12 protein-coding genes are annotated in these 11,717 nt (G+C 72.1%); 5 read left to right on the top strand and 7 right to left on the bottom strand.

Annotation, left to right across the window (positions count from 1 at the left end; all coding sequences use genetic code 11):
- Positions 1-281: 281 nt before the first annotated feature.
- Entirely contained in the window at positions 282-1,274 is a 993-nt protein-coding gene (locus MKK55_RS06750) for a hypothetical protein (protein ID WP_243933869.1), read from the bottom strand.
- Between the two features lie 475 nt (positions 1,275-1,749).
- Between MKK55_RS06750 and dnaK the strand changes: the two genes are divergently transcribed.
- The 4 genes from dnaK (at position 1,750) to MKK55_RS06730 (ending at position 6,326) form a co-directional block, all read left to right on the top strand.
- A complete protein-coding gene (dnaK, locus tag MKK55_RS06745) occupies positions 1,750-3,666 on the top strand; it encodes a molecular chaperone DnaK (protein WP_147728273.1) in 1,917 nt (638 codons plus the stop codon).
- 212 nt (positions 3,667-3,878) lie between these two features.
- The gene (gene dnaJ / locus MKK55_RS06740) at positions 3,879-5,039 is read left to right on the top strand and encodes a molecular chaperone DnaJ (protein ID WP_243933868.1); all 1,161 of its coding nucleotides are present in this window, start codon (positions 3,879-3,881) and stop codon (positions 5,037-5,039) included.
- A 203-nt stretch (positions 5,040-5,242) separates the two neighbouring features.
- Positions 5,243-5,872 carry a class I SAM-dependent methyltransferase gene (locus MKK55_RS06735; protein WP_147728271.1) on the top strand — a complete coding sequence of 210 codons (630 nt, stop codon included), beginning with the start codon at positions 5,243-5,245 and terminating at the stop codon, positions 5,870-5,872.
- 121 nt (positions 5,873-5,993) lie between these two features.
- Positions 5,994-6,326 (top strand): hypothetical protein, encoded by a 333-nt coding sequence (locus tag MKK55_RS06730; RefSeq protein ID WP_243933867.1) that lies wholly within the window; start codon positions 5,994-5,996, stop codon positions 6,324-6,326.
- A gap of 37 nt (positions 6,327-6,363) precedes the next feature.
- On the opposite strand, the gene deoA is transcribed toward MKK55_RS06730, so the two are convergent.
- The 4 genes from deoA to cdd are packed head-to-tail and all read right to left on the bottom strand — an operon-like array spanning position 6,364 to position 9,664.
- Positions 6,364-7,674, bottom strand: coding sequence for a thymidine phosphorylase (gene deoA, locus MKK55_RS06725; RefSeq protein WP_243933865.1), 1,311 nt, complete (start codon positions 7,672-7,674; stop codon positions 6,364-6,366).
- On the bottom strand, positions 7,671-8,417 hold the full coding sequence (deoC, locus tag MKK55_RS06720; protein ID WP_243933864.1) for a deoxyribose-phosphate aldolase: 747 nt from the start codon (positions 8,415-8,417) through the stop codon (positions 7,671-7,673). Before deoC ends, deoA begins: the two co-directional genes overlap by 4 nt.
- A 28-nt stretch (positions 8,418-8,445) precedes the next feature.
- Positions 8,446-9,255 carry a purine-nucleoside phosphorylase gene (locus MKK55_RS06715; protein ID WP_243933863.1) on the bottom strand — a complete coding sequence of 270 codons (810 nt, stop codon included), beginning with the start codon at positions 9,253-9,255 and terminating at the stop codon, positions 8,446-8,448.
- Entirely contained in the window at positions 9,248-9,664 is a 417-nt protein-coding gene (cdd, locus tag MKK55_RS06710; protein ID WP_243933862.1) for a cytidine deaminase, read from the bottom strand. Before cdd ends, MKK55_RS06715 begins: the two co-directional genes overlap by 8 nt.
- A 137-nt stretch (positions 9,665-9,801) precedes the next feature.
- On the opposite strand from cdd, the gene MKK55_RS06705 reads away from it, so the two are divergent.
- Positions 9,802-10,020, top strand: coding sequence for a DUF2093 domain-containing protein (locus tag MKK55_RS06705; protein ID WP_147728475.1), 219 nt, complete (start codon positions 9,802-9,804; stop codon positions 10,018-10,020).
- A gap of 7 nt (positions 10,021-10,027) precedes the next feature.
- Here MKK55_RS06705 and MKK55_RS06700 read toward each other — a convergent pair whose 3' ends face one another.
- Complete coding sequence (locus MKK55_RS06700; RefSeq protein WP_147728474.1) at positions 10,028-10,408, bottom strand: VOC family protein; 381 nt, start codon at positions 10,406-10,408, stop codon at positions 10,028-10,030.
- A 15-nt stretch (positions 10,409-10,423) separates the two neighbouring features.
- Entirely contained in the window at positions 10,424-11,650 is a 1,227-nt protein-coding gene (gene glp, locus MKK55_RS06695; protein ID WP_243933861.1) for a gephyrin-like molybdotransferase Glp, read from the bottom strand.
- Between the last annotated feature and the right edge of the window lie 67 nt (positions 11,651-11,717).

Genomic DNA, 11,717 nt, shown 5'->3' with positions numbered 1-11,717 from the left:
CAGCCCGGTAGCTCGTCAGGCTCATAACCTGAAGGTCACAGGTTCAAATCCTGTCCCCGCAACCAAACACACCACATACACCTCACATAACCGCAAACAGCCGGCCCGCGCACCACGCAGGCCGGCTGTTTGCGTTTAGGGACAGCAGTCGACGCCGAGGCGATAACGGTCGCCTGCGGCTCTGCCAAAGCCCTGCACGACATTCCACCTGATGACCACCGTCGCGCGTCCCCGGCAGGGGAGGGGGCGCGGCAAGATGACGGCACAGGGACGTCGCGCGTCTACTCGGCCTGCGGAGCCGGCGTTCCGCTGTCGGGATTCATGCCTTCCACCGGCGGCTTGCGACGGGGACGGGGCGTCGCTGCGGGCGTGGCCGTCGTGGTGACGGTGACGCCGAGGCGGGTGGCCAGCGCGAGGGCGCGGTTCTCGGTGACCCGGAGATGGCAGAAGCCGTGGGCGCCCTCCCGGGCGTAGGTCCGGCAGAGCTGCTCGCGGTCTGAGGAGAAGGCGGCCTGCTCCGTGACGATCGGCCGAACGTCCTCACGTCGGGCGCGCTGCGTCATCAGCTTGTAGTTCTCGCGCACCGCCTTGTCGGCGACCCCGCGGGCCGAGTCGAACTCGGCCGAGCGCGGGATCAGGCCGGCGGCGGCCGGCCCCCACAGGCCGACCGGGGCGGTGGCGCAATCCTGCGCCGAGAACGTGCATAGCGGGGTCGGGCCGAGGCTCGATACCAGCACGCCCCCTTCCGTCACGTCGAAGCGCAGCGGGCATTCGGCGGCGGCCGCCTCGTAGCGCGGCACGCCCTCGGGCTTGCCCTCGGAGGTCAGCGACACGGGCCCTCCGCCGCCGAGCGGCACCTTGCAGGCTTCGGTCGGCTGCGAGACCTTGGTGCCGGGCAGCGTGATCCTGGCCGCCATCCCGGATCCCGAGCGCTCGAGCTTGAAGCTTCCGGTCAGGCCGTTGAGCATCAGCTCCTGCCCGACGACGCCGTCTTCCGAGGGCGCCTTCAGCACCACCGGCCGGGCGGGCGCCGCAGGGCGCGGCGCGTCGGGCAACGGTGCCGACGGATCGTCGGGAAGCGGCGTGCCTGGGATGGGTCCCGACGGCGGGGCGGTCGGGACGCCGCGCGGCGGAACCGGAGGCTTGGCTGCGCGGCCGATCCCGAACAGCTCCTCGAAGAAGTTCTGGGCCGAGGCTTCGCCGGGCATCAGGGCCGCGAGGGCGAGGCAGGGGACCGCGAGCAACGGGAGGACGGGTCTGCGGGTCGGACGCATCGGGTCTTTCGGGCCGGGGACGGCGGCAGGTGGCCCGCGCGATGCCGGCCTCGCACCCTGCCGGACGCTCTTCACGAAGCGTTAACACGCCTTCGATGGCGCGGGCGTGGCCGAGGCGCAACAAAATGCAGGCCGGCACGACGTGCGCTTTGCGGGCCCACAGGTCGAATTTGGGTCACCGGGATGCAATGCAGGGGCGAGCCCGCGGAGAAACCGACCGTCCGGCCGCATTCGCCGAGACGGCGCAAGGACTTGCACGGATCGCGCATCTCGGGGCCCGGCTTCGCCTTGCGAGCCCGCATCGCCCTTCTTATATCCGGCGAGACGCGGGATTAAGCATGGGATTGGAGCCGTTCGCGGCCCTTGTTCCGGCCCCGGTTCCGTCTCCACATCTTCTCACACCACACCGCCATGGGCCGAGCTGCTTCGGGGCTCGGCGGTCTGCTTGATCGCAACCAACAAAAGGGATCCCACCATGGGTAAAGTCATCGGCATCGACCTCGGCACCACCAATTCGTGCGTCGCCGTGATGGAGGGCTCGCAGCCCAAGGTCATCGAGAACGCGGAAGGCGCCCGCACCACGCCGTCCATCGTCGCCTTCACCGACGACGGCGAGCGCCTCGTCGGCCAGCCGGCCAAGCGCCAGGCCGTCACCAATCCCGAGCGCACCTTCTTCGCCATCAAGCGCCTCGTCGGCCGCACCTACGACGATCCGATGACGCAGAAGGACAAGGGCCTCGTGCCCTACAAGATCGTCCGCGGCGACAACGGCGACGCCTGGGTCGAGGCCGACGGCAAGAAGTACTCGCCGTCCCAGATCTCGGCCTTCACCCTTCAGAAGATGAAGGAGACCGCCGAGTCGCATCTCGGCCAGCCGGTGACGCAGGCCGTCATCACGGTGCCGGCCTACTTCAACGACGCCCAGCGCCAGGCGACCAAGGACGCCGGGCGGATCGCCGGCCTCGAGGTGCTGCGCATCATCAACGAGCCGACGGCGGCCGCGCTCGCCTACGGCCTCGACAAGAAGAAGGCCGGCACCATCGCGGTCTACGACCTCGGTGGCGGCACCTTCGACGTGTCAATCCTCGAGATCGGCGACGGCGTGTTCGAGGTGAAGTCGACCAACGGCGACACCTTCCTCGGCGGCGAGGACTTCGACAACCGCGTGGTCGAGTACCTGACCGCCGAGTTCAAGAAGGAGCAGGGCATCGACCTGACCAAGGACAAGCTCGCCCTCCAGCGCCTCAAGGAGGCCGCCGAGAAGGCCAAGATCGAGCTGTCCTCGGCGACCCAGACCGAGATCAACCTGCCCTACATCACCGCCGACGCCACCGGTCCGAAGCACCTCGCGCTCAAGCTCAGCCGCGCCAAGTTCGAGTCGCTGGTCGACGATCTGGTCCAGCGCACGATCGAGCCGTGCCGCAAGGCGCTCAAGGATGCCGGCGTCTCGGCCTCCGAGATCGACGAGGTCGTGCTCGTCGGCGGCATGATCCGCATGCCGAAGATCCAGGAGGTTGTGAAGTCGTTCTTCGGCAAGGAGCCGCACAAGGGCGTCAACCCGGACGAGGTCGTGGCCATCGGCGCCGCGGTCCAGGCCGGCGTGCTGCAGGGCGACGTCAAGGACGTGCTGCTGCTCGACGTGACCCCGCTCTCGCTCGGCATCGAGACCCTGGGCGGCGTGTTCACCCGGCTCATCGATCGCAACACCACGATCCCGACCAAGAAGAGCCAGACCTTCTCGACGGCCGAGGACAACCAGAACGCGGTCACCATCCGGGTCTTCCAGGGCGAGCGCGAGATGGCGGCCGACAACAAGCTGCTCGGCCAGTTCGACCTGATGGGCATTCCGCCGGCCCCGCGCGGCATGCCGCAGATCGAGGTGACCTTCGACATCGACGCCAACGGCATCGTCAACGTGACGGCCAAGGACAAGGCGACGAACAAGGAGCACCAGATCCGCATCCAGGCCTCGGGCGGCCTCTCGGACGCGGATATCGAGAAGATGGTCAAGGACGCCGAAGCGAACGCGGAGGCCGACAAGCGCCGCCGCGAGCTCGTCGAGGTGAAGAACCAGGGCGAAAGCCTGATCCACGCGACCGAGAAGTCGGTCAAGGAGTACGGCGACAAGGTCTCGGAGGCCGACAAGGGCGGCATCGAGACGGCGATGACCGCGCTCAAGACCGCGCTCGAGGGCGAGGACGTCGAGACGATCAAGGCCCGCACCACCGACCTGATGCAGGCCTCGATGAAGCTCGGCGAGGCGATGTACGCCGCGAGCCAGACCCCCGAGGGCGGTCCGGACGCCGCCGCCGGCCAGGAAGCCAAGAAGGACGACGTCATCGACGCCGACTTCTCGGAGGTCGACGAGAAGGACCAGAAGAAGCGGGCGTAAGCTCCGCGCGCACCCTGAAGCGGGGCCGGAGCGATCCGGTCCCGTTTTCGCTTGCGGGTTCGGCTTCGGGCCGTCATTCCGGGGGCTGCTCCGGCGCCCGCGCGGAGCGGGCGGCCGCCCGGGCGCGACACGACCCTTCAAGACGTGGAACAGCGACATCGCCGACTGCCTGGGGCAGGCGGACGGATCGTTAGGGACTATCGAGGCAAGGCATGTCGAAGCGGGACTATTACGAGATCCTGGGCGTCGCCAAGACCGCGTCGGACGGCGAGATGAAGGTCGCCTTCCGCAAGCTCGCCATGACCTACCACCCGGACAAGAATCCCGGCAACAAGGACGCCGAGATCAAGTTCAAGGAGATCAACGAGGCGTATCAGTGCCTGTCCGACGGGCAGAAGCGCGCCGCCTACGACCGCTTCGGCCACGACGCCTTCACGCAGGGCGGCGGCCAGGGCGGGCCCGGATTCGGCAACGAGTTCGGCGACTTCATGTCGGACATCTTCGACAACTTCTTCGGCGACGGCCGCGGCGGCCAGCAGCAGGCCCGCGGGCGCGGCGGCGCACCGGGCCGCGAGCGCGGGTCCGACCTGCGCTTCAGCCTTGAGATCTCGCTCGAGGAGGCCTTCACGGGGAAGGCCGAGACCATCAAGATCCCGACCTCGATCACCTGCGAGACCTGCGCCGGATCGGGGGCGAAGCCCGGCTCCAAGCCGCGCACCTGCCAGACCTGCGCCGGCTACGGCCGGGTGCGGGCGGCGCAGGGGTTCTTCGCGATCGAGCGCACCTGCCCGAACTGCCACGGCCGCGGCGAGATCGTCGACGACCCCTGCACCGCCTGCGCCGGCGCCGGCCGGGTCAACCGCGAGCGCACGCTGGCGATCAACGTGCCGGCGGGCGTCGACGACGGCCTGCGCATCCGGCTCGCCGGCGAGGGCGAGAGCGGCCTGCGCGGCGGGCCGGCCGGCGACCTCTACGTGTTCCTCTCGATCAAGCAGCACGCCTTCTTCCAGCGCGACGGTGCCGACCTGTTCTGCCGGGTCCCGATCTCGATGGTGACGGCGGCGCTGGCGGGCGAGATCACCGTGCCGGTGATCGACGGCTCGCAGACCCAGGTGCGGATCCCGGCCGGGACCCAGACCGCCAAGCAGTTCCGCATCAAGGGCAAGGGCATGCCGGTCCTGCGCACCCGCGAGGTCGGCGACCTCTACATCCAGGTCTTCGTCGAGACGCCGCAGAACCTGACCAAGCGCCAGCGCGAGCTGCTCCAGGAGTTCGGCCAGACCGCCTCCGACGACAATCATCCGGAGGCCGCCGGCTTCTTCTCAAAGGTGCGCGATTTCCTCGGCGGCTTCGGCGGCACCGCCCGCCAGTAGCGGGAAACGCAAGATGCGGGGCCGGGCGGATCAAAACCGGCCGGCCCCGGTTGAGCCTTCGGCCGAGGTCGCTTCGATCGCCGAGGCTGGTGTGATCGCAATGCGCTAGGCACGAGCGCAACCTTGCCTGTAAGACATGTGCCGACCGCTGCGCTGACCGCCGGGATCGCGACGTCGCGATCGGACCTGAAGGAACATCGGACTTGCCGCCGCTACGTCGTTCCAGTGCGAAAGCCTCGTCCGTGAACGCGAAGGTGCGGCGCGATCCGCTGGAGGACGAGGCGCGGTTCCTCAAATCCTGGCTCGAGCGCCCCCTCGTCACCGGCTCGGTCACCCCGTCTGGCAAGATGCTGGCCCGGACCATGGCGGCCTACGTCGATCCGGCCGTCTCCGGCCAGGTGATCGAGATCGGACCCGGCACCGGCCCCGTCACCGAGGCGCTGATCCGCCGGGGCGTCGCGCCCGAGCGGCTGGTGCTCATCGAGTTCAACCCCGATTTCTGCACCCTGCTGAAGCGCCGGTTCCCCGGCGTCACCGTGGTGCGCGGCGATGCCTACGACATTCGCGGCAGCGTCGGCGCGGTGCTGACCGGGCCGGCGGCCGCGACGGTCTCGAGCCTGCCGCTGTTCACCAAGCCGCTCGAGCAGCGCCTCGACCTGCTCAACACCGCCCACGACCTGATGCATCCCGGCGCGCCGTTCGTGCAGTTCACCTACGCCGTCGTGCCGCCGATCCCAGCGCGCTGCGCGCTGGGCAGCTACACCGCCAGCGGCTCGAACCGGGTCTGGCTCAACCTGCCGCCGGCCCGGGTCTGGGTCTACCGCCGGCCCTGATCGGCGGGGTGCCCCAATGCGAGCTGAGCGTAGGCCTCAGGTCGCATTCAGGTGCTGGTTGCTACTTCTCCTCTCAAGGCCGGTGCGCGAGCAGCCGGTCGCCCGAGAAGGAGAACCGCCGATGTCCACGACGCCGACCCGAACCCGCCTCGCCCTCGCGGCCCTCGCGCTCGCCGGCGGCCTCGCCGTCGCGGCGCCGGCCCAGGCCGCACCGTTCGCACCCGCTCCGCTTGCCGGGGCCCCCGCCGACGTGGTCCAGGCGCAGTATGGCTACGGCTACGGCTACGGCTACGGTCACGGCCACCGTCATTTCGGCCACGGCCCGCGCCACTTCGGCTACGGCCCGCCGCGCCCCCGCCACTTCGGCTGGGGTGGCCCGCGCTTCGGCCATCATCACCATCATCGCGGCTACGGCTATGGCCGGGGCTACGGATACGGCCGCGGCGGCTGGTAGGCGAGACCGGGCCGGTGGTGAGAACCACCGGCCCCTTTCATGTCGCCAGGGCGATCCGCTCGAGCACAACCGGTCCCTCGGGCGGCCCCTCGGCCGGCGTCGCCCGGAAGCTGTAGGCCGCCCGCAACGCGGCCTCGGCCCGATCGGCCGCCGCCGCGTCGGCCGCGTGCACGATCCCGAGCCGTCCGCTCGCATCGCCCGGCCGGGCGAGCTGCGTGAATCCCACGCGCCCGTCGATCCCGTCCTCCGGCCGGGTCCGGCCGCCGCCGAGGCCGATCACCGCGAGCCCGATCGCGCGGGTCGCGACCCGTTCCACCGTGCCGACCGCGCGCACCTCGCGGATCACCGGCGCGGCCGAGAGGTGCTTTGCCGGCTTCTCGATCAGGTCGGCCGGGCCGCCGAGCGCCGAGACCATGCGCGAGAAGCGCTCTGCCGCCCGCCCCGAGGACAGGCTCGCCTCCAGCCGCACCGCGGCGTCGCGCGTGTCGGGTGCGAGCCCGCCGGCCACCAGCATCTCGGCCGCCAGCGCCAGCGTCACCGCGTGGAAGCGCGGCTCGCGATGCCCGGTGAGGTAGTCGACCGCATAGGCGATCTCCAGCCCGTTGCCGGCGGCATGCGCCAGCGGCGCGTCCATGTCGGTGATCAGCGCGACGGTGCGCAGGCCGGCGCCGTTCGCCACCGCGACGATGCTGTCGGCGAGCGCCCGCGCTTCGTTGATCCTAGCCATGAAGGCGCCGGAGCCGACCTTCACGTCCATCACGAGGCCGTCGAGCCCGGCCGCGAGCTTCTTGGCGAGGATCGAGGCGGTGATGAGATCGAGCGATTCCACCGTGCCGGTCACGTCGCGGATCGCGTAGAGCTTCCGGTCGGCCGGCGCGAGGTCCGCGGTCTGGCCGATGATGGCGCAGCCGACCTCCGAGACGACGCTGCGGAACCGGGCGAGATCGGGCGTCGCGTCGTAGCCGGGAATGCTGGCGAGCTTGTCGAGGGTGCCGCCGGTATGGCCGAGGCCGCGGCCCGAAATCATCGGCACGTAGCCGCCGCAGGCCGCGACCATCGGCGCGAGCACGAGGCTGACCGCGTCGCCGATCCCGCCGGTGGAGTGCTTGTCGAGGACGGGGCCGGGGAGGTCCCAGGCGAGCACGTGGCCGGACCGCGTCATCGCCTGCGTCAGCGCCACCCGTTCGGCCACCGACATCCCGCGCAGGAACACCGCCATGGCGAAGGCCGCCGCCTGGCCCTCGCCGACGCGCCCGTCGGTCAGGCCGGCGACGAAGCCGGCGATCTCGTCGGCGTCGAGCGCCTTCCCGTCGCGCTTGTCCCGGATGGTCTCCTGCGGGAGCCTCATGACGTCCCCTCCGGGGTCGCGGCGGCCATCAGCACGCCGAACAGGCTGCTGGCGCCGAGCCGGACCGTGGCGGGGCTCGCCCAATCCGGCCCCATGATCTTGTCGGAGAGCGCGAGGTAGGCGGCGGCGTCGGCGAGCGTCCTCAGGCCGCCCGAAACCTTGAGGCCGCCGCGCCCGGCCTCGCGGATCGCGCGCAGCATGGTCTCGGCCGCCTCGGGGGTCGCCGAGACCGGGCTCTTGCCGGTCGAGGTCTTGATGAAGTCGGCGCCGGCCGCGAGCGACAGCCGGCTCGCCGCGGCGATCGCGTCCGCGGTGCGCAGTTCCCCGGTCTCGAGGATCACCTTCAGGCCGGATTTCGGGCAGGCCTCGCGCACCGCCTCGACCATCAGGCGGGCGGTCTCCGCATCGCCGCGCAGCAGCGCCCCGTAGGGCAGGACGAGGTCGATCTCGTGCGCGCCGTCGCGCAACGCCTCCGCCGTATCGTCGACCGCGCGCTCCACGTCCTCGCCGCCCGCGGGAAAGTTGATCACCGTGGCGATCCGCACCGGGCCGCCAGCCAGCACGCGCGCCGCCTGATGCACGAATTGCGGCCAGACGCAGATGGCGGCGACGCCGCCCGCGCGGGCATCCCGGCAGAGCCCGTCGATCTGCGTGGCCGTGCAGGTGTCGCCGAGATCCGTCAGGTCGAGGAGCGCGAGGGCGCGGCGCGCGACCAGGGCCGGGTCGAAGGTCGGATCGGTCATGCGGGCGGACTCTCGAAGGGGCCGAGGCTCATGGATCGCCCGCGGGCAGGCCGGCGACGAAGCTTCGGATCAGGCGGATCAGGTCGGCGGCGGCGGCGGTCGCGGCCTGCTTGGTCTCGGCATGGTGCGGATCGCCGTCGCCGATGCCGGCGGCGCGGTTCGTCACCACCGACACGGCGGCGACGGGCAGGCCGAGGAAGCGGGCGAGGATCACCTCCGGCACCGTCGACATGCCGACGAGGTCGGCGCCGAGCCGGCCGGCCATCCGCACCTCGGCCGGGGTCTCAAAGGACGGCCCGGAGAACCAGGCGTAGACGCCCGCGGGAAGGGGGATGCCGCAGGCCGCCGCCGCGGCGTCGAGCCGGGCATTGAGGGCGGGGTCGTAGGCCCGCACCATCGGCACGAAGCGGGCGTCGCTCGGCTCGCCGATCAGCGGGTTCATCCCCGACAGGTTGAGGTGGTCGGACAGCCGCACGAGGCTGCCGGGACCGGCCTCCGGCATCAGCGAGCCGGAGGCGTTGGTGAGCAGCAGGCAGGCGGCGCCGAGCGCCTGCGCCGCGGCGATCGGGATGCGCATCGCGGCCGCGTCGCCGTGCTCGTAGGCGTGGGCGCGGCCCTCGAGCACCAGCACCGGGCGCCCGGCGATCACGCCGCGATGCAGCCGCCCACGATGGCCGCTGACGCCGGCGCCCGGAAAGCCGGGGATGTCGGCATAGGGCAGCGAGACCGCGTCCGCGAGCGCGTCCGCGAGCCCGCCGAGCCCGGTGCCGGCGACGATGGCGCAGGCGTAGGGCCCGGCAAAGCCCGCCGCGCGCAGGGTCTCGACCGCATCAGCCACCGAGCGTCTCCGGACCGAAGGAGGCCGGCAGCAGCGCCTCGAGGGTGAAGCTCTCCGCGACCCCGCCGGGCCCTGCGGCGTGGATCGGCGTCTCGGGGGCGGCGAACTCGCGGATGCGCTGGCGGCAGGCGCCGCAGGGCGTGACGAGGCCGCTGCCGTCGCCGAGCACCAGGATCTCGCGGATGCGCCGGCCGCCGGCCAGGATCATCGCGGCGATCGCCCCGGCCTCGGCGCAGGTGCCGACCGGGTAGGCCGCGTTCTCGACGTTGCAGCCGGCATGGATCGCGCCGTGCTCGTCGCGGAGCGCTGCGCCGACCGCGAAGCGCGAGTACGGCGCGTGCGCCCGGGCGCGGGCCGCGGCGGCGGCGTCGAACAGGGCGGCGAGGTCGAGAGGGGAGGAGCCCGGCATCCGCGATCATTGGCACCGGCCGTGCCGGGCTGTCGAGAGGGCGGGCGAGGCGGCAGGGGCGTGCGCGCCGCCGGCTTTCGCTCGCCGAGCGCGCGTTCTAGAACGCTGGGAACGATTGTCATCATCCGGGGACGACGATGCTGGGCCGTTACGAGCGCGGAGCGGGGGGCGAGGCGGTCGTCGCCTATGGCGACGGCACGATGCGGGTGGTCAAGCCCGGCGCCTTCGTGCGCTGCGCCACCACCGGCGTGCCGATCCTGCTCGACGACCTGCGCTATTGGAGCGCCGTGCGCCAGGAAGCCTACGCCACGCCCGAGGCGGTGATGGAGCGGCTGCGGCAGACCGGCCGGCCGTAAGCCGCGATCAGGCGTCGCGGCGTTCCAGCAGCTCGATGCGCACGCCGTCCGGCCCGTCGATGAAGGCGATCCGCAGCCCCGGCCGCATCGCCTTGGTCTCGACAAGCACCGTGACGCCGCGCGCCCGCAGGTCGGCGAGCGTCGCGTCGATGTCAGCGACGCCGAGCCCGATATGCTCGATGCCGAGATGCGGCGCCCGCGCCGGCGGCGGCAGGTCGGCCGGCGCCTGCTCGATGAAAACCGTGAGGCCGCCGAGGTCGAGCACGATCCGGCTCGTCGGCGTGCCCTCGCGGCGGACCTCCCGCGCGGCGAGCTTGTCGACGTAGAAGGCGGCCGCGGCCGCCGCGTCGGGGCTGCGCAGGTGGACGTGGTCGATGTGGAAGTCCATCGGGTCCTCGCGGGCTCAGAGGAGGGTCCGGTCGAGCCGGATGATCCGGCACGGGTCGCCCGCCCGCGCGGCCGGCGCGTGCGGCGCGCGGATCAGCAGCGCCTCGGCCCGGCCGAGCACCGCCAGCATCGACGAATCCTGGCGCGATTCCGGATGCGCCACCGGCAGCCGGTCCGGTGCGGTGTCGAGCACGGCGCGCATGTAGTCCTGGCGCCCGTCGTTGGCGTCGAGGTCGCGGCCGAGGGTGGCCGGCTCGCTGCGGTCGGCGCCGGCACGCGGATCGCCGAGCAGCGCGCGCACGGCCGGCACGACGAAGAGCAGCCCGCACACGATCGACGAGACCGGGTTTCCCGGCAGCCCGATCACCAGCATGTCCCCGAGATGCCCGTGCATCAGCGGCTTGCCGGGGCGGAGCGCCACGCGCCAGAACCCGAGCTCGAGCCCCTCCGCCGCGAGCGCGGTCTGGACAAGGTCGTGGTCGCCGACCGAGGCGCCGCCCAGCGTCACGAGAAGGTCGGCCTCGGCCGCGCGTGCCCGCGCGAAGGCCGCCTCCAATGCCGGAAGCGTGTCGCCGGCGATGCCAAGGTCGATCGCCGCGCCGCCGGCGCCGTTCACCAAGGCGGCGAGCGCCAGGGCGTTCGAGGCGACGATCTGGTCCCAGGCCGGGACCTCGCCCGGCTGCACCAGCTCGTCGCCGGTGGCGAGGATCGCGACGCGGGGCTTGCGGCGTACCGAGACCCGTCCGCGGCCGGCGGCGGCGACCAGCGCCAAGCGGCGCGCATCGAGGGTGTCACCGGCCGCCAGCAGCCCGTCGCCCTCGGAGAAGTCGAGGCCGGCCCGGCGGACGAATTTTTGGGCGGTCACCGCTTCGAGGGCGCGGATCGTCTCGCCGTCGGCCTCGGCATTCTCCTGGATTAGGATCCCGTCGGCGCCCTCGGGGACGGGCGCGCCGGTGAAGATCCGCACGGTCTCGCCGGGGCCGATCGTGCCCGAGAAGCCGTGGCCGGCGGCGCTGGTGCCGACGAGGCGCAACGCGGCCCCGGCCGTCGCGTCGGCGGCGCGCACGGCGTAGCCATCCATGGCGGAAGCCGGGAAGGGCGGTTGCGTGCGGGTGGCGACGACCGCGGCCGCCAGCGTGCGCCCGGCGGCCTCCGCGATCGCGACCTCTTCGGCCGCGACCGGCCCGGGCACGCTCGTGAGGATGCGCGCGAGCGCTTCGGCGACGGGGATCAGGCCGCTCACGCGAGCGCCCCCGGTCCCGGACGCGCTCCGGTTTTCTCCCTCCCCCCTCCGCGGGGGAGGGTGGGCC

It is taken from the genome of Methylobacterium sp. J-059 (assembly GCF_022829485.1).
GTDB lineage: Bacteria > Pseudomonadota > Alphaproteobacteria > Rhizobiales > Beijerinckiaceae > Methylobacterium.
The sequence above is the reverse complement of the archived record's forward strand: the minus strand, read 5'-3'. Positions and strand labels throughout refer to the sequence as shown.

Coding starts and splice junctions, on each gene's coding strand:
- MKK55_RS06750 (WP_243933869.1), bottom strand. CDS start 1,274: ATGCGTCCGACCCGCAGACCCGTCCTCCCGTTGCTCGCGGTCCCCTGC.
- dnaK (WP_147728273.1), top strand. CDS start 1,750: ATGGGTAAAGTCATCGGCATCGACCTCGGCACCACCAATTCGTGCGTC.
- dnaJ (WP_243933868.1), top strand. CDS start 3,879: ATGTCGAAGCGGGACTATTACGAGATCCTGGGCGTCGCCAAGACCGCG.
- MKK55_RS06730 (WP_243933867.1), top strand. CDS start 5,994: ATGTCCACGACGCCGACCCGAACCCGCCTCGCCCTCGCGGCCCTCGCG.
- deoA (WP_243933865.1), bottom strand. CDS start 7,674: ATGAGGCTCCCGCAGGAGACCATCCGGGACAAGCGCGACGGGAAGGCG.
- deoC (WP_243933864.1), bottom strand. CDS start 8,417: ATGACCGATCCGACCTTCGACCCGGCCCTGGTCGCGCGCCGCGCCCTC.
- cdd (WP_243933862.1), bottom strand. CDS start 9,664: ATGCCGGGCTCCTCCCCTCTCGACCTCGCCGCCCTGTTCGACGCCGCC.
- MKK55_RS06705 (WP_147728475.1), top strand. CDS start 9,802: ATGCTGGGCCGTTACGAGCGCGGAGCGGGGGGCGAGGCGGTCGTCGCC.
- MKK55_RS06700 (WP_147728474.1), bottom strand. CDS start 10,408: ATGGACTTCCACATCGACCACGTCCACCTGCGCAGCCCCGACGCGGCG.